Source organism: Tangfeifania diversioriginum (assembly GCF_900141875.1).
Taxonomy (GTDB): domain Bacteria; phylum Bacteroidota; class Bacteroidia; order Bacteroidales; family Prolixibacteraceae; genus Tangfeifania; species Tangfeifania diversioriginum.
In genome coordinates this window covers 163,364-184,845 of the sequence record NZ_FQZE01000004.1, presented here as the reverse complement: position 1 = coordinate 184,845, position 21,482 = coordinate 163,364, and the positions used below count along the sequence as shown (strand labels likewise).

The following is a 21,482-nucleotide window of genomic DNA, read 5'->3' as shown; positions in this document are numbered from 1 at the left end:
GGAGAAATGGGTTATTAGTAACTTCTGTTCGTATGACTCAACATTTGTGATTTTGTTACACTTTTTTTGAATAATTTTTCGACTATTTTTGAAAAAAATAAATTTTATGCGAAAAAAGGAATTGTTTGAATTTGTTATCCGTTATTTTCAGGAAACAATGCCGGTAGCAGAAACCGAGCTTGAATATAAAAACCCGTTTCATCTTATTGTTGCTGTCATACTTTCGGCTCAATGCACAGACAAACGGGTGAACCTGATAACTCCTGAACTGCTGAAACGTTATCCGGGCCCCAAAGAAATGGCACAGTCCGAACCGGCTGAGGTGTTCGAATACATAAAAAGCTGTTCGTACCCTAACAATAAAGCCAAGCACCTGGTGGGCATGTCACGCAAACTGCTCGAGCTTTTTGACGGAAAAGTGCCCGATGATGTTAACGATTTGCAAAAATTGCCGGGAGTTGGACGAAAAACAGCAAATGTAATTGCCTCTGTTGTGTATCAGAAACCGACTTTGGCAGTTGACACGCATGTTTTCAGGGTAGCTGCACGCATTGGGTTGAGCCAAAATGCAAAAACTCCGCTGGCCACCGAAATGCAACTGATGAAATACATCCCTCTGGATTTGGTGCCGCAGGCCCACCACTGGCTTATTTTGCACGGTCGGTATGTGTGCACAGCCCGAAGCCCGAAATGCGAAAAGTGCGGATTACAGGAGGTGTGTAACTACTTTATCAAAAATGTAAAGTCAATTGAGAAGTAGCAGGCTGACTGCCATCACTACCATTCCGCCTATTAACCCGTAAATCCCCCAGTGGTGCTCGCCATATTCTTCAGCTGAAGGAAGCAGTTCATCAAGCGAGATAAAAACCATAATACCAGCCACTGCTGCCATTGTGGAAGCAAATACTATTTGAGAATTCCCGGTAGTTAAAAAAGGAAAGAGCAAAAGATAAGCTAATACAGCACCCACAGGTTCAGCCAACCCTGAAAGAAACGAATACAAAAATGCTTTTTTACGGTTGCCGGTAGCATAATATATGGGCACCGAAACAGCTATCCCTTCAGGAATATTGTGAATAGCTATGGCAATAGCAATGGCAATACCCACGGTTGGATCATTCAGTGCTGTCATAAATGTGGCAATGCCTTCCGGGAAGTTATGGATTGCAACAGCCAGTGCAGTTAAAATTCCCATCCGGTAAAGTTTTTTGTAGCGTGCACTGTCCTTAGGATTTTTTCCCTGCATCTCTTCAATCGAGTGCATTTCGTGAGGGTTTTCTATCGTTGGAATAAATTTATCAATTAGTGCAATAAGCAGCATTCCTCCAAAAAAACCACTGATGGTATAAAGGGTTCCGTAAAAATCACCAAAATTGCCAATGAAGCTTTCTTTTGCTTCAGCAAAAATTTCGACAAACGAAATATAAATCATAACGCCTGCTGAGAAACCAAGTGATACTGTCAATAGTTTTGTATTGGTGCTTCGGGCCAAAAACGCAATGGCGCTTCCAATTCCGGTTGAGAGACCGGCAAATGCCGTTAACAGCAGTGCGTACAAAATGTTGCTTGTGTCCATATATAATTCGGTTTTGTTCCCAAAATTAACAAAAAGATGGTGAAACGCGTCATGGAGCAAAATTTTCGCAAGCAAAGAAATTAATGATATGTGTCCTTTGATATTTTGTTAAACTTTGTACTTTTGCGCTTTCTTATAACCATTTTTAAAATTTTAAAATTCATTGCTATGGCATATAAAATTTCTGATGAATGCATTGCATGTGGGACCTGTATTGATGAATGCCCGGTAGATGCAATCTCTGAAGGTGATATTTATGTAATTGATCCTGAACTTTGTACTGACTGCGGCTCATGCGCTGAAGTTTGCCCGGTAGAATGTATTTCGATTGACGAATAGTACCGGACGAAATAAAAAATGACAAGCCTGGCTCAAAATGTGTCAGGCTTTTTTCATGCTTAAAATCCGTTCAAATCCATTAAAACTGTTGGCAGCAACAAAAGAAATCCGAGCACAGTTAAAATCACCACAAACGGCGCTACCCATTTAAACCATTTCTCGTAGGGAATACGGGCAATTCCAAGCACTCCGATCAGTACACCCGAGGTGGGGGTTATCATGTTGGTAAACCCGTCGCCAAACTGAAAAGCCACCACAGTGGCCTGTCGCGAAATGCCAATTAAATCAGAAAACTGCGACATCATGGGCATGGTAAGTGCCGCCTTTCCCGATCCCGATGGAATAAAAATATTCAGAAACGATTGAATAACATACATGATGCTCACTGAACCCACTTTACCCAAATCCTGCATCGATTGCGAAACGGAATATAAAATGGTATCAATAATTTTTCCGTCTTCAAGAATTACAACAATGCCGCCAGCCAGCCCAACTACCAGCGCCGCCGGCAAAATATCCTGTGCGCCTTCAATAAACAGATTGGTAATTTTGTTTGGCGTTTTTCCTGCTGCAATTCCTGAAAAAATACCCAGGGCCAGGAAAAGTGTGGCGATTTCCATTACATACCATCCGTAGCCCATTACGCCAATTATCAGAAAAATTATGGTAAATGTGAGCAGGCTCAATATAAAGTAGTGAACAGTTTTGCGTAACGTCAAAATGCCCGATACAATAAAAAGAGCTGTGGCTACAGGCACGGCCGGAAATGAAATTTCGCTGTTTCCGATTTTTAGAATGCTTATGGGAAAAAACACCGAAAAAAGTATCAAAAAAACTGAAAGCGATGCAAATGCAATCCATGCCCCGCGTGGAACTTTAAATTTAAAGCTAGTTTCCGAATTTTCATTTCTGTGGCGCCAGTATTCATCTTCTTTGTAAACCAACGATTTTTTGGGATTTTTATGAATGCGCGAGGCGTATCGTAAAATAAATGTGAATCCTACAATGTTAATTACAATCCACATGAAAATGCGGTATTCAATTCCTGAGAACAGCGGAATATCAGATAATCCCTGCGCAATTCCAACGGTAAAAGGATTTAAAAAAGCACCTGCAAAACCAAGCGCGGCAGCAACAAAACAGAGTGACACACCCACAATGGAATCGTAGCCCATTGAAATGGCCAGCGGAACAAAAATAATGGTAAATGCAATGGTTTCTTCACTCATGCCAAAAACAGCGCCAAACAAGCTGAAAATAAGCATAATGCCTGTCAAAATGATGTTGTTTACTCCCAGCTTACGCAGCAATTTGTTGCGCTCCCATTTTTTGGCAAATTTCAAAAAAGAATAAATGCCAATATCAATGGCTTTGCTTTCGTTTAAAATCCAAAAGGCCCCGCCAATCATAATAATGAAAGCGATAATGTTGGCCGTATTCACAAACCCGTCAAAAAACGCTGAAAAAGACTGCCAGGTTTGGCGATCGCTTTCAATGTACTGAAACGATCCCGGTTTTATTACTTCCCGTTCCACTCCATTCACAACTGTTTGCTCCCGTTCAAATTCACCTCCGGGGATAAACCAGGTTAAAACAGCGCAAAAAACAATAAGCGAAAAAATAATTACATAGGTGTGCGGTACCTTTTTCAGCATGTCTTTTTATTTTTAGAATCCCGAAAATAATAAATTTGGCGTGTTTCCCATGATTTTTGGCAGCAGTTAAAATCGAAAAGATCTTTTTATTGGATCTAACATACTTTATGATTTTTGAAATCAATTTTGTACCTTATCAGATAAAATAGAAAAAATGAAGTTACTACTCGAGAATATAAAAGAACTGGTTCAGGTTGAGGACGAACCAGTGGCGTTCAGGGCCGGAAAAGAAATGGCGAAAGTAAATACCATCAAAAATGCTTTTCTGATAATCAGCGATGAACTGATTCAGGAATTTGGCCCGATGGAGAATTTAAAAGATGCCTATTGCGACGACGATCTGCTGGTTGAAATCGACTGCTCAAACCGCATGGTGTATCCCAGTTACTGCGATTCACACACGCATATTGTATTTCCGGGTTCACGCGAAAAAGAGTTTGTTGACCGCATAAAAGGATTATCGTATGAAGAAATTGCCCGGCGTGGCGGGGGAATCCTGAATTCGGCAAAACTGATGCAGGAAAAAACAGAAGAAGAACTATACAACGATGCCATGAACAGGATTCTGGAAATCATGAAAAGTGGTACCGGCGCTGTGGAAATTAAAAGTGGTTATGGATTAACCACCGAAAGCGAAATCAAAATGCTGAAGGTCATCAAATGGATAAAAGAAACAGCTCCTGTTTGCGTACGTTCCACATTTTTGGGGGCTCATGCCATTCCTGCTGAATATAAAAACAACCCTTCAAAATATGTAGATTTGGTTATTAACGAAATGATTCCGCAGGTGGCGGCTGAAGAACTGGCCGACTTTATCGATGTATTTTGCGACCAGGGCTTTTTTTCCGTGGAAGACACGGAGCGCATTTTAATGGCCGGAATCAAACACGGACTTCGCCCAAAAATTCATGCCAATGAACTGGGCCTCACCGGTGGAGTTCAGGCCGGGGTAAAATACAATGCCCTTTCTGTCGATCATCTTGAACACATGGGAGAGGCAGAATTTAAGGCCCTGAAAGGAACCGAAACCATGCCAACTGTTTTACCGGGAGCCGCTTTTTTTCTGAATATGAAACTTTCACCGGTCCGCGAAATGATTGAGGCAGGGTTGCCTGTTGCAATGGCTTCTGATTATAATCCCGGCTCGTCGCCAAGTGGAAATATGAATTTTATATCCTCGCTGGGGTGCATAAAATACAATATGCTTCCCGAAGAAGTTATAAATGCCACTACACTCAACTCTGCCTATGCAATGGGAATCAGCGACCGGTTAGGCACAATTGCACGCGGCAAAACGGCCAACTTATTCGTGACATCCGACATGCCGGGAATAGAATATTTACCTTACCGGTTCGCAGCCGATTTAATCGAAACCGTCATTTTAAACGGCGAAATCCAGAATTTCTGATTCCTGATGAAAATTATCATTCTATTTTTGAATGAATGCAATTATTTTCATGATTTTTCTTTGTGAAAATAGTTGTAAAATATTGTGGCTAAAAAATAGAAACTTATGGATAAAATAATTGAGTGCGTTCCCAATTTTTCTGAAGGACGTGATTTGGCTAAAATAAAAGAAATCACCGATGCCATTGAAACTGTGGAAGGCGTAAAATTGCTTGATGTGGATCCGGGGAAAGCGACCAACCGTACAGTAGTGACTTTTGTTGGCCATCCGAATGATGTTGCTGAGGCTGCTTTCAGGGGCATAAAAAAAGCCTCGGAAATAATTGATATGTCGGTTCACAAAGGCGAACATCCCCGTTTTGGCGCTACCGATGTTTGTCCGCTGGTTCCGGTTGCCAATGTGAGCATGGAAGAAGCGGTGGAATATGCCCGCAAACTGGCCGAAAGAGTAGGGAAGGAGCTTGATATTCCGGTTTACTGTTATGAATTTGCAGCATTTAACGATAAACGTAAAAGCCTGGCCAGTTGCCGCACGGGAGAGTACGAAGCATTGAAAGATCGCATTTCGTCAGAAAAATGGAAGCCTGATTTTGGCCCGGGAGAATGGTCTGCCAAGGTGGCAAAATCCGGAGCAACGGCAATAGGAGCACGAAATTTCCTGGTGGCCTACAATGTGAATCTGAACACCACTTCCACCCGGCGAGCCAATTCCATTGCATTTGATGTGCGCGAAGCCGGACGTGTTAAACGAGAAGGGAACAAACTTACCGGGAAAATAATTAAAGATGAAAACGGCGAGCCTGTGCGTATTCCGGGAACATTGAAAAAAACGCGTGCCATTGGCTGGTACATCGAGGAATACGGGATTGCACAAATCTCCATCAACCTGACCGATATAACTGTAACGCCCATTCATGTGGCTTTTGATGAAATTTCTGAAAAAGCGCGTGAGCGGGGTATTCGCGTTACCGGCTCAGAACTGGTAGGTTTGGTTCCGTTGCAGGCCATGCTCGATGCCGGAAAATATTTCCTGCGCAAGCAGCAGCGTTCCACCGGAATCTCGGACGATGAAATCATCAAAATCGCCATCAAATCGCTGGGTCTCGACGAGCTGAAACCATTTGATCCGAAAAAGAAAATCATTGAATACATGATTGCTGATGATTCGGCTGAAAAGCTGGTGGATAAAACGTTGGCTGATTTCATGTACAACACGGCATCCGAATCTCCCGCACCGGGCGGTGGTTCTATTTCGGCGTATGTGGGAGCACTGGGCGCAGCACTGGGAACAATGGTAGCCAACCTCTCGGCGCACAAGCGTGGTTGGGATCATCGCTGGGAAGAATTTTCGAATTGGGCTGAGAAAGGCAAGGAATACCATGATGCATTGCTGAAATGTGTGGATGAAGATACAGCCGTTTTCAATAAAATTATGGCAGCATTTGGCATGCCCAAATCGAGCGAAAAAGAAAAAGCGGAACGGCAAAAAGCCATTCAGCAAGCCACCAAAAACGCCATTGAAGTGCCGTTGAAAGTGATGCAACTGGCGCATGATTCGATGGAAGCTATGCAGGCGATGGCCGAAACCGGTAATCCTAATTCAGTGTCGGATGCCGGCGTGGGAGCGCTTTGCGCACGCACTGCGGTTGAAGGAGCACTGCTTAATGTTAAAATTAATGCTGCCGGTTACGAGGATAAAACCTGGCTGACAAGAACAATGAAAAAGGCGGACGAATTGCTGGAAAATGCAAGAAAAATGGAGAAAGAAATTTTGCGAACTGTTGAAGAAAAAATTACTGAATAATAGCACCGCAGCTCTTAAAAAAAATGAATGTGTGAGGATTTGTTATTCATCATTATTAACGCTTTTCCGGTTAATTTTCTATTTTTAAAGTTACTTCTACTTAAATCAACTAAAATATCGATTATGAACAAAAATGACAAAAACAACAGCATTTCCCGCCGCAAATTTATTGGTACAACAGCAGCGGCAACGGCAGCAATTGCTTTTACGCCGCTCAGTTACGGAAATTCGCTGATGAAAAGCAAGCCTGATTCAAAATTTGGCGGTGTACAAATTGGAGCTATCACTTACAGCTGGCGTAGCATGCCCGGTTCCGCCCAGGATATTTTAAATTATTGTGTCGAGGCAGGCATCAGTTCTATCGAATTGATGGGCAATGTGGCCGAAGAGTTTGCCGGTATTCCGCCAATGCCACCACGACCACCCCGTGACGCTCAACTTTCTGATGAAGAGCGTGATGAATATCGAAAAAAAGCTGAAGCAGCAGCTGAAAGACAACGCGAATGGCGCTTGTCGGTTTCCATGAAAAAGTATAAAGAGTTACGAAAATTGTACAAGAAAGCCGGAGTGAATATTCATATTGTGAAGTTTTCGCCGGCCAACTGGAGCGATGAAGAAACCGATTATGCCTTTGAAGCCGCCAAAGCTTTAGGTGCCAAGGGAATTACAAACGAAATTGGCCATGACGCCTGCAAGCGGTTAGGAAAATTTGCCGAAAAGCATAACATGTACGCCATTTACCACAATCACGCCCAGCCCGGGAACCCCGATTTCAACTTCGATGAATTTTTAGCCTACTCACCCAAAAATATGCTGAACTTTGATGCTGGCCACTATTTTGGGGCAACGGGCAAACACCCCAACGAATTAATTGAAAGGCTGCACGACCAGATTTTCAGCATTCATATGAAAGACAAAACCGGGAAAAATGCAAATCCGGCTAATACCAATATGCCCTGGGGAGAAGGCGACACGCCCATTGCCGATATTTTGAACCTGATACAGGAAAACGAATGGCCCATTTACTGCGACATTGAGCTGGAATACAATGTTCCTGCTAATTCCGATGCGCAAAAAGAAATAATAAAGTGCGTGAATTACTGCAAAAATATTTTGGTATGATTTGTTATTCCGGGAACAGCCAAATGAGTTCCCGGATTTTTTCCATTTTTTCGGTGTATCCAATTGACTGGTACGATTCCAGAAGCGACTCCAACAGACGTCTTATGAAATATAAATCGTGTTTTGGCTCGGCAAAATAATCGGTTGGGCTGTAATTGTTTTTCTTCAGGTGATAATCAATTTCCTTGCGGCTGGTAATGGAGCCTTTATTTGACGGGTTAATATAAAAAAGCACGTTGGTTTTTGTGTCGTCCCCATGCACTTTTTTGGCCAGTTCGCGATCCACAATTGCCACCAGCGGGTTTTTCGGGAAATCGGCAAAATGCGCGGATAAGCCCAGTCTGCGGGCAATCAGCGTATAGAAAATCCCGATAGAAACCGGGTTGCCGTTTTTAGTGTCGAGCAACTGATTTAAAAAACAGTTTTGCGGCGAGAACAGGTTGTTGTGATTGACTGAGAATCCATTAATATTGAAAATAAAATGATTGATAATGGTAGTTTTTTCAAGCAGTGTAAGTGAATTATTCAGCTCCAGCCAAATTGTTTTTTCAATCTTTTCAATTTTCTTATAAATCCCCAGTAAATTAATGTCAGGATACTGAAAACGATCAACGGCAAGAAAGCCTTCAAGCAAATCATTTTTTTCAGAATGAATCCACTTGTTCATCAGCTTTTTAGTTTCCCTGAACTGCAAATCCTGAATCAGGTTTTCAATGCGTTCCTGGTACATTTCATCATAACTGGATTCCCATTTTTCTTCCAAATCTGAAATAATACTGTTGTTTTCTTTTAGCAGCTCTTTTTCTGCGGCTTCAAAAACCATTTGATCGGGGTCGTCCAGCAAATTGATTAAAGCATTTAGCTTTTTTTTGTTCATAATGTCTATTTTGTTAAGACGTCGAGCACTTTTTTGATCAGTTTCTTCATTTCAGCGCGGTAATTTTCATTGGCCTCGCGGGTAACCCTGTTTGCAATAATCAAACATATTGTTAACGCGTTATGTCCCAGCATTTTTGAAAGCCCGTAAATGGCTGAGCTTTCCATTTCAAAATTGGTAATTTTCAAATTGTTATAAGAAAATTGCTCAATAATCCGGTTTAATTCGGGCATGGCCAGGCCTAATCGTAAAACTCTGCCTTGCGGGCCATAAAAACCCGGAGCCGAAATGGTTACCCCGGTTTTGAAATCCGGCGTGTTAAACTTTGAAAGCAAAACTTCGGAAGCATCAACCACGTAAGGAGAGGGGAGTGAGCTTTTCCAACCGGTAAACTGCCTGAACGCTTTTTCGAAAGCGCCATCGCAGTAACTTTCGTGATTGGCATAAAAAGCAAGCATTCCGTCAAATCCAATTGATTTCCGGGAAACTACAAACGAATTCACCGGCAAATTGGATTGCAGGCCGCCGGAAGTACCAATCCGCACGATATTCAGCGACCTTTTATCCGTTTTTATCTCCCTCTTTTCAAAATCAATATTTGCCAGGGCATCCAGTTCGTTCAGTACAATATCAATATTATCGGTTCCAATTCCGGTGGAAAGGACACTCATTCGTTTATTGTTATACCAGCCCGTAACTGTTTTAAATTCACGATTTTGAGTGGTAAAATCAATTTTGTCGAAAAAACCGGAGATGGTTTCAACCCGTGCCTGATCGCCTACCAGAATAACCTGGTCTGCAAGATTTTCTGGTTTCAGGTGCAAATGGAAAACCGAGCCATCGCTATTTAATATAAGTTCAGATGCTTCAATCATTTTAATTATTTTGAGCAGATAAAATTATTTAAAATAAGGTTCCCTGCCAATGGATAATCTCAAAACATATAAACAGTTAAATCGGATATTTTTCTTTTAATCAGCCGAAATTGTTTAAAACTTTCAGCCGAATGTTTCTTTTAATTTCTATTTTTGAACACATAAACAATAAAAACCAGCCCATGTCTTTTAAAATATTTTCCCTTCAGCTCCTGGGTAAAATCAAGCCCGTTGAAAAAATTGAAATGCAGCGCGAATTGCTGTATAACGATTTCAAAGAGTTCAATAAAGTTGCTGGATCGAAGGAATTATCTGATTTTATTGAATTGAAAAAAATTATTGAATCAGATGAATTCAAAAAGCGCAAAGCTGAAATCCAGGCGCTTCATTTTAAAAACAGCAAAGAGCACAACCAACTTCACGAGTATGAAAAGCTGAAAAATTCCAAACCATTTAAAGACTATTTCTATGTTAATGGTTCGGAAGATTTCAGGCGTTTTCAGGCCTTGAAAGAATCTGATAAAATAAAAGAATACCGGTTGTTGCTCGATTTTATTGAAAAAGGGGAATATAAAAAGGAAAAAGACGAAGTTGCGCTCGATGTATTTAAGAATTCAACCGAACAGCGAAAGCTGAAGGAGTACAACAAGTTGCAGAAACTACCGGGAATAAAAGCCTATTTCGAATTACATGGTTCGAAACAACTGGAACAGCACAATTCGTTTTATGAGTCGGAAAAGCTGAAAAGATATTTTGAACTGAAAAACCTGCCCAACAGCGAAAAACAGAAACATGAAGAGTTTAAAAAGCTCAAAAAGGACTCGGAAATTAAATCGTACCTGAAATTCGAGCATTCGAAAAAGTTGAAATTATATCATGAAACGGCTGACAGCTATAATCTTAAACGGTTAAATGAGCTAAAAACAGAAGTTGAAAGTGAGGCTTTTCAAAAACGTGTTGAATACCTGAAAGACAAGAAAAAGTTTGAAAAAACCGAAGCGTATAAAAAGTACAAACGTTTTAAAGAGCTTGCCGCTGACAGCGATGTGAAATTTTTCCTGAAGTTTGAAAAATCAGCAGCCCTCAAAAATTATTATGATGTAAAAGATTCCATGGATTTAAAACGTTTCATGGAGCTTGATGCCATTGTAACCTCCGATGAATTTAAAAAGCGGAAAGCGTACCTAGAAGACGATAAAAAGTGGGAAAAAACGGATGATTTTGCCAAAGAGCAGCAGTACCTCGAAATGAAAAAAATGCCCCACCTGATTAAGTATTTCAACTATAAAGATACGGATGCTTTCCGGTTTTTTAAAGAGTGGCAGGTGAGTTTCGAGGATAATTTTACAAGTGGAAGGCTGGATGAACAAAAATGGTCGGTGAAATCGTTGTGGGCCGAAGGATTGCCCGGCGGAAATTATTCCATGCCGGGCGATTTGCAGGTTTTTACCGAAGGCAAAAATGTGGAAATAAGCAACAAGCTGGTTATTGAAACCCGCCGCGAAAAATCAGATGGACTGGTATGGCAGATGCCGGCTGGTTTTGTCCCCACTGAATTCGATTTTACATCCGGAATTGTTTCTTCAGGGAAAAGTTTCTGGCAGGAAGACGGGATTTTTGAAGCAAAAATAAAATTTAATCCTGTGAAAGAGGTGGTCAGTTCGTTTTTATTGCAGGGCGAAAAGAATTCGCCACGGATTAACTTGCTTGAAATGGGCACAAAAAACCGCCTGGGAGTAGCCAGCAGCAGCGAAAACGGAAAATTAACCGTGGAAGGTCTCGATATTTCAAATCTGAAAAAGAACAAGTGGTATATTTTCACCTTCGTTAAATCCGGATCCACACTTACCTGGAAAATCAATGATACAGAGGTCTTACAAATGAACAATTCGTTGGTTAACTTCAAAATGCATATTAACATGTTCAGCCTGGTTATTTTTGATGTTCCGGGTTCAAAACTTCCTGTCCGTTTCGAAACCGACTGGGTAAAATGTTACCGAAAAAAATGAAAACACACCAATATAATTATATCCCGCGTTTGTTGAAAATGGTATATCCGAAATTCAGCGACAGGTAAAATTTTGTATTGGGTTTTTCGTAATAATTAAATGACAGACTAATTGGACCAAGCCCCGTATGATAAACCATGGCGGCCATTCCCTGTAAATAATAACGGTTGAAAATCTTCGAATTATTAAAAGCTGTCAGATCATCGTTTTTCTGTTCTTCTTTCAGCGGAACAAATCCATGACCTTCTACCCGCAAATGTAAGGACGAAGTAAAATGCCAGAGCAGTTTCAATCCTCCGGCGAGGTAATTGTTGGCATGAAAATTTTCAATAAACATTGTTTTGCTGTTTGGCGTTGGATAATACCCCGGGGCAGCCAAAAGCGTTGAACGGTAATTCTGAAAATGGTTTTTATTGCTGAATACGGCTTCTGCCTGCGTGCCAACTGTAAATTTACTTCCAATGTCCCAATATTTTAATGAGGAGGCTTTCCCCAGAAAATAGCGGTGGTTTTGTTCTTTTGATATTGAAGTTGAAGAGGTTGTGCCCGGCTCATGGGTTTCTTTTCCGGTAATGTAATTTAGCGAAATGCAGTTAAATTCCCCCTCCGTGGCAAACTGTTTGTAATTCAGGGAGTTATTTTCGATTCCGAGTCTGGAAACAAAAGCAGTAAACTTTGTTTTATCAGGTTCATCTTCTTTTCTGAATTTTTCTGTCTGGTAATACTCGTCATCTGAATTGGCAAAAATTACATTACCATATAATTTTGAATGAAGTCCAAGCGGAATGCCCGCTTCGGTGCGGAAGTTATAATCATTTTGGATAATATACGGCGGCCTGACGTCTTCAAAAAACGGCTCGGAGCTGGAAGAGAAAAAATCCCATCTGTTGAGGGTTGAATACCCTGACAGGTAAAAGGGCAGGGAAGTGGGAAAATCAATTCGCCCGCCCACTTTGAATGAGCTGTAAAACCGCCCGAAATAGATATTTGAGCTAAGCGTGTAGGCCCGCCCCTGGTAAGTGCGGTAGTCAATGCTTGCAAATCCCTGGTTTATGGGTTTTGTTGAAATATTTCCTCCAATATTTACCCTGAATTTTTTCTCGGGCACAACTTTCAGGTGCAAATCAAAATAACCTGTTGCCCTGTTGTAATGGGCAATTGGCCTTATCGAACGCAAATGGTCATCGGCAATCAATTTGAAATATTCTTTTTTAAGCGAGCTCAGCGAAACCACATTGTAACGGTGTTTTATCGACTGGATGATAAATTTACGTTGCATGGGGTCTTCAACACCTTCAACCTGAATGTTTTGAAAATAAAGATCCGGTTTTTGAAGGTTGAATTCCTGCCTTTTACGTTTGAGCTCAGTAGGCGAAACCCGGCGCTCAATTCGCTGTTTTATACTATCAATAAATTGTTCTGCCGTTTCTGTTCCCATTTGGTTAATGAGTTCAAATTTTTGAAAATCGAGAAGGCCCACATTTTCAAATTTGGTTTCCATTAACATGCCTTTTTCCTCCGGAATTTTATAGTTGGTAGGGCGCATAACCATATTGGCAATTTGTGCCACAACATTATCTGATTCAGGAGCCTTCGAATCATCTGCCACTTTATGACCGATTATAATATCAGGTTCATGAAATTTCTGCATAAAATCGTGCGGGAAATTATTTACAATTCCTCCGTCAAATAAAAGCGTATCGTTAATTTTTATGGGTTTAAAATACAAAGGTACGGTCATGGACGCCCGGATTGCTTCGCCCAGGTCGCCTTTCCTTAAAACAACCGGCTTGTTGTTATACACATCGGTGGCAATACAAAAGAAGGGAATCATCAGGCTGTCAAAGTTATTTTTGCAGGCGGCATTTGTTGAAGCAAGCAGCTCCATAAATGCAAAATCCATTTGCTTTTCCGGAATAATACTTGTTGGGGGCAGTAACTTTAGTTTATCTTCCTGTTTTTCAACTCTTAACTCAATCCAAGAAGGATCTTGTTCAGGCTGGTTAAAATAATACCTGTATTCTTCCTGAATTCGGCCGGTTGACCAAAAATAAAAATCATCAGAACGGAAAAGCTCTTCCATTTCATCGGGGGTATAACCGGCTGCATATAAGCCACCTACAATAGCGCCAATAGAAGTTCCTGAAATGTAATCGATTGGAATATTGTTTTCTTCCAAAACGCGGATAACGCCTATGTGGGCAATTCCTTTGGCACCACCTCCGCTAAGCACCAGCCCAACTGACTGAGCAGATAATGACCAGGTGGCAAAAATCAATATTAATAAAAGGAGAAATCTTTTCATCTGTATTCTCTTATTTGCAAAACAGACGAAACTCCCTGATTAGTTATTTCCTTGAGAAAAAATTTTATATGGGCGTTTCATCATAGCTTTTTTTGATGTTTCTGAACCTCACCAAATTTACAAAATATAATGTTTCCTGAATTCTGTTTTAAGGATTTCATAGAATTTTTCCGGCGAATAGTCGAAATTTACATGTGAATTGCGAACACTACCAAATTTGAACGACAAAGCGCCCCCTCAACATAGTGAAAACACTATTTATCTTCAATTTTCTTGCTTAGGTTTTGAAATCCTTCGCCCAGAATTTCTCGGGCGTCCATTACAGTAATAAATGCATCAGGATCAATTCTGCTGATGTATTCTTCCAGTATAGCAACTTCGCGTCGGCTCACCACTGTGTAAATAATATGCTTATCCTCACCGGTAAACATGCCTTCTCCTTTCAGAAATGTACCGCCACGCTCCAGGTCCTTCAAAATCTTCTGCTTAATTTCCATGTGTTTGTTCGAAACAATTAACAATGCTTTGTTGTAGTCCGCACCTTCAAGAATCAAATCGATGGCCCGGCCGGTAATGTAAATTACAATGAGCGAGTAGAGTGGAATGTGCCAGTCCTGAAAAACGGCCAGTCCCAGCAATACAATAACCGAATCGACATAAATCATTAGTTTCCCGAGTTGAAGCTGCGTATATTTTGCAATAATCATGGCAATAATATCGGAGCCACCCGAGGTTGCTCTCGACTTGAAAATCAGTCCTAGACCAACTCCAATGAGCACTCCGCCAAATACACACGAGAGCAGCACGTCAGTAACCAGCGGCGCATAACCGTCGGGGCGCAGCCATGTAATAAAATCGATAAAAACCGAAGCCAGCACAAATCCAACAATGGTTTTTATACCAAAGCGCGGCCCCAGAATTTTAATACCTGCAATGGTAAGCGGAATATTGAGCACCAGGCCAAATAAACCAATGGGAATTCCTTCAGGCCAAAAAGGGAAGACACCTTCGGTCATGTAGTGAACCACAATTGCAATCCCGTAAACCCCACCAGGCACAATTTTATGCGGCGAAATAAAATATACATATCCCGCCGCAAGAACGATTGAGCCAAAAAGAATGAGGGAATAGTCAATAAACCATTGCCTGCTGAATAACTTTTGCTTAGGTAAGAATGCCATTTTATGTTTTTAGTACAAATGACAGTAAACCAGCGGAATTATTCATTGATTTTTGTCACCGATGTTGGAAAATTTTCAGGTTTTGTCCATAAATTTTTCTGTGGTGATTTTCCCATTTCAAAATAGAGTGTTCCTCCATCCAGCAGTTCTTCATGTGTCAAATAAGACTTGTCCAGTTTTTCACCCTGAAAACTGGCATTCTGGATATAAAAATGTTCGTCGGCTCCGGGTGCCTCAATGGTAAGTGATTTACCGCTGGGCAAGTCAATCTGTACTTTTTCGAACAGGGGAGAGCCTATTACATATTCAGGATTTCCGGGGCACACGGGGTAAAATCCGAGTGAGGAAAACACGTGCCAGGCCGAAGTTTGGCCGTTGTCTTCATCGCCACAATAACCGTCAGGTGTTGGCTGATAAAGTTTTGTGAGTACCTCGCGGATGTGCTGCTGCGTTTTCCAGGATTGCCCGGCATAATTATAGAGGTAAATCATGTGCTGAACAGGTTGGTTGCCGTGTGCATAATTTCCCATATTAACAACCTGCATCTCCCTGATTTCGTGAATTGTAATGCCGTAATAAGAGTTGTCGAAAATTGGTGGGACTTCGAATACAGAATCGAGCATGGCCACAAAACCGTCGTGTCCGCCCATGAGTTGTGCAAGGCCTTCCACATCATGAAAGACACTCCATGTGTAGTGCCAGCTGTTGCCTTCGGTAAATGCATCGCCCCATTTATATGGATTGAAAGGCGACTGGAATGTTCCGTCCTCATTTTTCCCGCGCATCAGGTTGGTTTCCGGATCGAAAACATTGCGGTAGTTTTGGGCCCTTTTTTCAAACTTTTCAATTTCATCCTCTGGTTTGTCAAGTGCTTTTGCAAGCTCTGCAATGCAATAATCGGCGTATCCATATTCGAGGGTGCGTGCTGTGTTTTCACGAATTCCAACATCGTAGGGAATATATCCCAAATCATTGTAATATTCGGCACCAAGGCGGCCAACTGAAGAAACAGGGCCTTCAGCCTGCGTATTTTTCAGGATGGCTTCGTAAAGCGTTTCTATATCGTAGCCACGAATTCCTTTCAAATACGAATCGGCAATGAGCGATGCCGAGTTGGAACCGATCATGCAATCGCGGTGTCCCGGACTGGCCCACTCGGGCAACCACCCGCTTTCTTTATAGGTGTTTACCAGCCCCTGCATAATCTGGCTGTTCAGTTCAGGATACATGAATGTAAAAAACGGAAAAACCGCCCTGAATGTGTCCCAGAATCCATTGTCGGTGAACATGTAACCGGGCAACACTTCTCCGTTGTAAGGACTGTAATGAACAATTTCATTATCAGCGTTGTATTCGTAAAACTTGCGGGGAAACAACAAAACCCGGTACAGGCTGCTGTAAAAGGTTTTCGCGTTATCGATATTGCTGGTCTGAACTTTAATTTTTTCAAGTTCTTTGTTCCAAACTTCTTTCCCTTCAACTAAAAGTTCATCAAATGATTTTGAACCGATTTCGCGTTCCAGGTTCAGTTCTGCCTGCTCGAGGCTAATGAATGACGATGCAATATTGAGCTGGATTTTTTCATCACTCTCTGTTTCAAACTGAAGAATTGCTCCGGCATGGTAAACGTCCTGTTCAGTTTTATTCTGATAAAGCTTTTTATTGTCGGTGGTGTAATACGTTTCGAAAGGCTTGCTGAATTGCACCACAAACCAGTTTTTGAAATTTGCCGGAACGCCTCCGCTGTTTTTGGTTGTGTAGCCAACCACTTTATTTTCTTCAGGAATTACTTTTATGTAAGAACCGCCATCAAAAGCATCCACAATGATTTGTGAACTGTCGTTTTCCGGAAAATTGAACTGGAACATGGCAGCCCGGTCGGTTGCTGTAAAAGCTGTTTCTATATCATAATCAGCAAGATAAACTTCGTAGTGGTAGGGTTTAACAGTTTCAGCCTTGTGCGAAAACCAGCTGGCTCGTTCCTTTTCGTTAAAAACAGGTTTGCCGGTGGTGGCAAAAACTGAAAACTGGCCGTAATCGTTAATCCACGGGCTCGGTTGGTGTGTTTGTTTAAAACCTCGTAATTTGTAGGCATCGTACTGGTACATCCAGCCATTGCCCATGGTATTGGTTTGTGGCGCCCAAAAATTCATTCCCCATGGACGTGCAATTGCCGGGTAGGTATTTCCGTTACTCAGGCTGAACTCCGAATCGGTACCCATAAGCGGGTTAACCAGTTCAACAGGATCTTTCAAAAAACTGTTTGTTGTTGTAGAGGTTTGCTCACAAGCAGAAAATAAAACTGCGGCTAATAAAATAAAAATTGATGATGCTCTCATGCCTTAATTTTCGGTTTATTCATTAAAAAATTTGTGTCCCCAAAAATAGAAGAAACTTTTGGTTTTAATGAAGGAGAAATACATGATTTTGGAAAAATTTCAGTATTAATCGAGCCTGAAGCGGTATGAAATTGTACCCTGCTGAAATGCAGGAGCATCTTCATCAATATTGAATTTGGCTTTCATTGCTGCTTGTTTGGCTTCGTTCCAGAAACTTTGATCCATAATGGTTGTTCCCCTTGCTCCGGGTTCTGCCGCTGTAACGGTACCATATTTATCAACTGTAACTTTCACTACCACAAGGCCTTCATCGTTTCCGGGGTAGCGGGGTTTTGGGAGCGAATTTGCGGTGCGTCCGCTCAGGCTATATGAAATGCCGGTTCCCTGGTCACCCGAGCCGCTTCCTCCCGGCCCGTAGTTTTCGGCATTGGCATCACCGGTTGGTACGCCCTGGTTTCCACCCGGGAATGTAGCGCCCTGGCTTTGGCTGTCGCTGGTGCCCTGGCCGGTAGTTCCTTCTTCACTTCCGCCAAAAGCACCCTGTGCCCGGGCATTAATTTCTTCAATCCGCCTTTGTTCTTCTTCACGGCGTTTGCGTTCGGCTTCCAGCTTACGCTGGCGTTCCAGTTCGGCTTGTCGTTGTCTTTCCAGCTCTTCCTGTCGCTGCCGTTCAATTTCAGCCTGACGCTCTCTTTCCTGTTCGCGTTGGCGCTGTTCTTCCAGCTCCTGTTGCCTCCGGCGCTCTTCCTCAATCCGCTGTTGTCTTTCTTCTTCTTCCTGCCTGCGTTTTTCTGCGGCATCAATGGCGGCTGTTTCTTCGTAATCCTGTGTCATGGCTTCCTCTTCGGCCTGCTCGGGTTGGGTTGCCGGTGGAGTTGTTGCCGGGGGCGGAGGTGGGGGAGTTGTTTCTTCCTGTTGCTGTACAGGTTCTGCCGGTTCAGGCTGACGTTGCTGCGGGCGCGGTTCCATTTGGCCAAGGCCCTGCTCGCTGTCGCCAAAATTAACCAGGATTCCTTCTTCACCCGGCAATGGAAACGGCGTAAAAAAACCAAATAATGTTAGTAAGAGCAGAACAATTACATGAAAAATAATTGTTCCGATAATACCTTTTTTATGTTTTTTATAAAAACTCATTTAATTCTCCGGCGCAGTTGCTGCTATCATTTTATACTTATTCCGGCGTGCAATGTTCATAATTTTTACCACTTCGTCCCACGGAACTGATTTTTCGGCATACAACGAAATGTAAATATCGTCGTTTCCAACGCCGTACCTTTCACGCAGAAATGGTTCGATTTCCTGAAACGATACACGTTTTAATGCACCATCATCATTAATATAATATTTAATATCTTTTGTTATTGATATGGTTGTAATTGGCTTTGCCGCGGTTTGGTTATTGCTTTGCGGCAGCAATAATTTTAACGCATTGGGTGCCACCAGTGTAGAAGTCACCATGAAAAAAATCAACAACAAAAAAACAATATCAGTCATTGATGACATGCTGAATGTTGAATTCACTTTGTTTCTTCGTTTTAATGCCATATTATCTGTTTTATGCTGGTTCGTTCAATAAATCCAGGAACTCGGAAGTGGCAGCTTCCATTTTGAAAATTACTTTTTCCACATTGGTAACCAGAATGTTATAGGCGAAGTAGGCAATAATCCCCACAATAAGTCCGGCAACAGTAGTTACCATAGCCTGGTAAATACCTGACGATAAAAGAGTTACATCAATATTATTGCCGGCATTGGCCATATCGTAAAATGCCTGAATCATCCCCATAACTGTACCCAAAAAGCCAATCATGGGCGCACCTCCGGCAACTGACGCCAGGACTGGCAATCCTTTTTCAAGCTTTGAAATTTCGAGGTTTCCCACGTTTTCAATGGCTGAATTTACATCGGTTAGCGGCCTTCCAATGCGGCTGATTCCTTTTTCGATCATGCGCGATGCCGGATTGGAATTGTTACGGCAAATTGTTGTTGCTTCGTCAATTTTGCCACTGGTAATGTAAATTTTAATTTTTTCCAGTAACTGGGTATCAAATTTTCCGGCTTTTTTAATGGCAAAATAGCGGTCGAAAAAAATATATACTGCGATAACCGACAGCAAAATTATCGGAATCATTATCCATCCGCCTTTTAAAGCAAGGTCGATAAACTTGGTAGAAATTCCTTCAGGTTCTGTGGCAAGTGTATCCAATTCATTGGTAATATCTGCCTGGATCAATAAAAGTTTCAACATGAGATTTTAGATTTCCTTTTAATTTTAAACAAAACGAACTTCAGTCATAAATATTATTAACGACAAAAATAACGAATATTATACAACGGGTTAATATCAATTAGTAGATGAAAACAGAAGTTATGAACAATCAGGTTTTAACTTCCTGAGAATGGCGTAAAAAATAATTTTTGCCCGGTTGTTAAGAATATCAGATTTTAAAGCGTGGGTTTTGTGCGTTTAATTTGCTTGAATTGATTATAACAAGGCCCAGTAATTTATAGGAAAAACATTTCGTAAAAAACACTGTGCAAACTTTTACATAAAATCTTTGCCGTTATCGGACTTACCAGTCGCGATAACTGATTTTATGCAAACCAGCAGAAGCTGGACGTATTCTGTGTGGTATTCCAAAAATATCAAATAAACACCTTTGTCCTATAATTGATATTAAGTTAAATAGAATATGTATTAAAAAAGGAGAGTTATTTAGTCTCTCCTTTCTATTCTAAAATTATGATTGTCCTAATTTTTCGAGCATTTCATTGTATTTATCCATCATTTTCAAACGGTAATACAAGTTTTTTAGTGATTCCATGGTCATGTTATCATCTGGCTGAATTTCATGGCATTTTTCCATGTACGGAAGTGCCAGTTTAAACCATTTGTCGGCTTTTGCCAATTCCTCCTGGTAGCGTTCATTTTCGCTGGTTGGAATAGTATTGGCAAACTCAATTTGTTCTACGCCTTCATTATAATAAAGCGCCCCCAGGTTATAATTGGCATTAAACATATCAGAATCGATCTCAATTGCTTTTTTATAAGCTTCAATCGCTTTTTCTTTATTTTCAACCTTTTCATGCAATGTACCCTGTGCAAAATGGAAAGTTGCATTATTGGGATCCTGTTTAATTGCCATATCCAGGTATTTCATTGCTTCTTCAGTTTGTTCCATGTCCAGGTACAACTGAATCATACTAGTGAGAATGTCGTTATTGTTGGGGTATTTTTCGAAGCCTTCCTGCAACGACTCAAGAGCTGCAACTGTATCTTTATTTAACTGGTGTGCATTGGCAATCAGGCTGTATGTACGGGCTCCGTTATAACCATGCTTGGCAGCTTCCTCGTAATATTCAACTGCTTTGTCGTAGTTTTGTGAGTTATACGCAGCTAATCCGGCATTGAAAATAATAACCGTATCAACAGCTTCAGGATTGTCTTGCTTAATCACATCCATCTCGTTAATGGCCAGTATTTGCTCAAATGATTTCAGTGCTTTTTCGTAATTTTCTTCGTTAAAAGCTTCAACAGCCTGGTTGGTAAGGTCGTTGCTCAGCAATGTAAGTTTTACTTTTACGCTGTTCGCAAACCTATCTTTTTCATCCAGATCAAGTGCTTTTTTATACGATTCAAAAGCCTCAGTTAAAGGGTCTTCTGATAATTTTTTAACACTTTCATCTTCCGATTGGTAGATGGCCTGGTAAATTTCACCTCTCACCTCCCAGGTTTTTGGCCAGGTCAATGTTTTGTCCGCTTTTTCCTGGTTTGGATCGATGGCCTGTTCAATAGTTTCAACCGCTTCACTTAACTTTCCTGTATCTTTCAGGTTTTGAGAACTGGTAACTTTTGTCCTGGGAGAACAGCTAGCCAGAACAATTAAGATTGCCAGGTTCAACAGAATAATAGTTCTTTTCATTGTATTCATTTTTAAAATTTAATTTTCACAAAAATATTACGAATAATAGTTTAATTCAAATTACAAAATA

The 21,482-nt window shown here is 41.3% G+C and carries 17 protein-coding genes; 6 read left to right on the top strand and 11 right to left on the bottom strand.

Annotation, left to right across the window (positions count from 1 at the left end; all coding sequences use genetic code 11):
• Positions 1 to 106: 106 nt before the first annotated feature.
• Complete coding sequence (gene nth / locus BUC07_RS04115; RefSeq protein ID WP_073166078.1) at positions 107 to 760, top strand: endonuclease III; 654 nt, start codon at positions 107 to 109, stop codon at positions 758 to 760.
• Here the strand turns inward: nth and zupT are convergent.
• The gene (zupT, locus tag BUC07_RS04110) at positions 746 to 1,636 is read right to left on the bottom strand and encodes a zinc transporter ZupT (protein WP_262509486.1); all 891 of its coding nucleotides are present in this window, start codon (positions 1,634 to 1,636) and stop codon (positions 746 to 748) included. The genes nth and zupT overlap by 15 nt on opposite strands.
• A 108-nt stretch (positions 1,637 to 1,744) precedes the next feature.
• Here zupT and BUC07_RS04105 point away from each other — a divergent pair, with 108 nt between their 5' ends.
• On the top strand, positions 1,745 to 1,915 hold the full coding sequence (locus BUC07_RS04105; protein WP_073166075.1) for a 4Fe-4S binding protein: 171 nt from the start codon (positions 1,745 to 1,747) through the stop codon (positions 1,913 to 1,915).
• Between the two features lie 59 nt (positions 1,916 to 1,974).
• Here BUC07_RS04105 and BUC07_RS04100 read toward each other — a convergent pair whose 3' ends face one another.
• Entirely contained in the window at positions 1,975 to 3,570 is a 1,596-nt protein-coding gene (locus BUC07_RS04100; RefSeq protein ID WP_217652643.1) for a YfcC family protein, read from the bottom strand.
• A 154-nt stretch (positions 3,571 to 3,724) separates the two neighbouring features.
• Here BUC07_RS04100 and hutI point away from each other — a divergent pair, with 154 nt between their 5' ends.
• The 3 genes from hutI (at position 3,725) to BUC07_RS04085 (ending at position 7,903) form a co-directional block, all read left to right on the top strand.
• Positions 3,725 to 4,978: an imidazolonepropionase gene (gene hutI / locus BUC07_RS04095; protein ID WP_073165933.1), complete on the top strand. Its 1,254-nt coding sequence runs from the start codon at positions 3,725 to 3,727 to the stop codon at positions 4,976 to 4,978.
• Between the two features lie 105 nt (positions 4,979 to 5,083).
• A complete protein-coding gene (gene ftcD, locus BUC07_RS04090; RefSeq protein WP_073165930.1) occupies positions 5,084 to 6,781 on the top strand; it encodes a glutamate formimidoyltransferase in 1,698 nt (565 codons plus the stop codon).
• 123 nt (positions 6,782 to 6,904) lie between these two features.
• Complete coding sequence (locus BUC07_RS04085; protein ID WP_073165928.1) at positions 6,905 to 7,903, top strand: sugar phosphate isomerase/epimerase family protein; 999 nt, start codon at positions 6,905 to 6,907, stop codon at positions 7,901 to 7,903.
• Positions 7,904 to 7,907: 4 nt separating this feature from the next.
• Here BUC07_RS04085 and BUC07_RS04080 read toward each other — a convergent pair whose 3' ends face one another.
• Together BUC07_RS04080 and BUC07_RS04075 are read right to left on the bottom strand one after the other, a co-directional pair.
• Positions 7,908 to 8,780 carry a transglutaminase family protein gene (locus BUC07_RS04080; protein ID WP_073165925.1) on the bottom strand — a complete coding sequence of 291 codons (873 nt, stop codon included), beginning with the start codon at positions 8,778 to 8,780 and terminating at the stop codon, positions 7,908 to 7,910.
• Positions 8,781 to 8,785: 5 nt separating this feature from the next.
• Positions 8,786 to 9,655, bottom strand: a complete 870-nt coding sequence (locus BUC07_RS04075) for a nucleoside phosphorylase (RefSeq protein WP_139279463.1) — start codon at positions 9,653 to 9,655, stop codon at positions 8,786 to 8,788.
• A 182-nt stretch (positions 9,656 to 9,837) separates the two neighbouring features.
• Here BUC07_RS04075 and BUC07_RS04070 point away from each other — a divergent pair, with 182 nt between their 5' ends.
• Positions 9,838 to 11,664: a glycoside hydrolase family 16 protein gene (locus BUC07_RS04070; protein WP_073165920.1), complete on the top strand. Its 1,827-nt coding sequence runs from the start codon at positions 9,838 to 9,840 to the stop codon at positions 11,662 to 11,664.
• Positions 11,665 to 11,680: 16 nt separating this feature from the next.
• On the opposite strand, the gene BUC07_RS04065 is transcribed toward BUC07_RS04070, so the two are convergent.
• From BUC07_RS04065 to BUC07_RS04035, 7 genes are all read right to left on the bottom strand, one after another.
• A complete protein-coding gene (locus BUC07_RS04065; protein WP_073165917.1) occupies positions 11,681 to 13,969 on the bottom strand; it encodes a patatin-like phospholipase family protein in 2,289 nt (762 codons plus the stop codon).
• Between the two features lie 254 nt (positions 13,970 to 14,223).
• A complete protein-coding gene (locus BUC07_RS04060) occupies positions 14,224 to 15,150 on the bottom strand; it encodes a YitT family protein (RefSeq protein WP_073165914.1) in 927 nt (308 codons plus the stop codon).
• 38 nt (positions 15,151 to 15,188) lie between these two features.
• Positions 15,189 to 17,489, bottom strand: a complete 2,301-nt coding sequence (locus BUC07_RS04055; protein WP_073165911.1) for a GH92 family glycosyl hydrolase — start codon at positions 17,487 to 17,489, stop codon at positions 15,189 to 15,191.
• 105 nt (positions 17,490 to 17,594) lie between these two features.
• Positions 17,595 to 18,623: a cell envelope integrity protein TolA gene (gene tolA / locus BUC07_RS04050; protein WP_073165908.1), complete on the bottom strand. Its 1,029-nt coding sequence runs from the start codon at positions 18,621 to 18,623 to the stop codon at positions 17,595 to 17,597.
• A complete protein-coding gene (locus BUC07_RS04045) occupies positions 18,624 to 19,034 on the bottom strand; it encodes an ExbD/TolR family protein (RefSeq protein WP_073165905.1) in 411 nt (136 codons plus the stop codon).
• Positions 19,035 to 19,044: 10 nt separating this feature from the next.
• The gene (locus BUC07_RS04040) at positions 19,045 to 19,737 is read right to left on the bottom strand and encodes a MotA/TolQ/ExbB proton channel family protein (protein WP_073165903.1); all 693 of its coding nucleotides are present in this window, start codon (positions 19,735 to 19,737) and stop codon (positions 19,045 to 19,047) included.
• A 493-nt stretch (positions 19,738 to 20,230) separates the two neighbouring features.
• On the bottom strand, positions 20,231 to 21,412 hold the full coding sequence (locus BUC07_RS04035) for a tetratricopeptide repeat protein (protein WP_073166070.1): 1,182 nt from the start codon (positions 21,410 to 21,412) through the stop codon (positions 20,231 to 20,233).
• Positions 21,413 to 21,482: the final 70 nt, after the last annotated feature.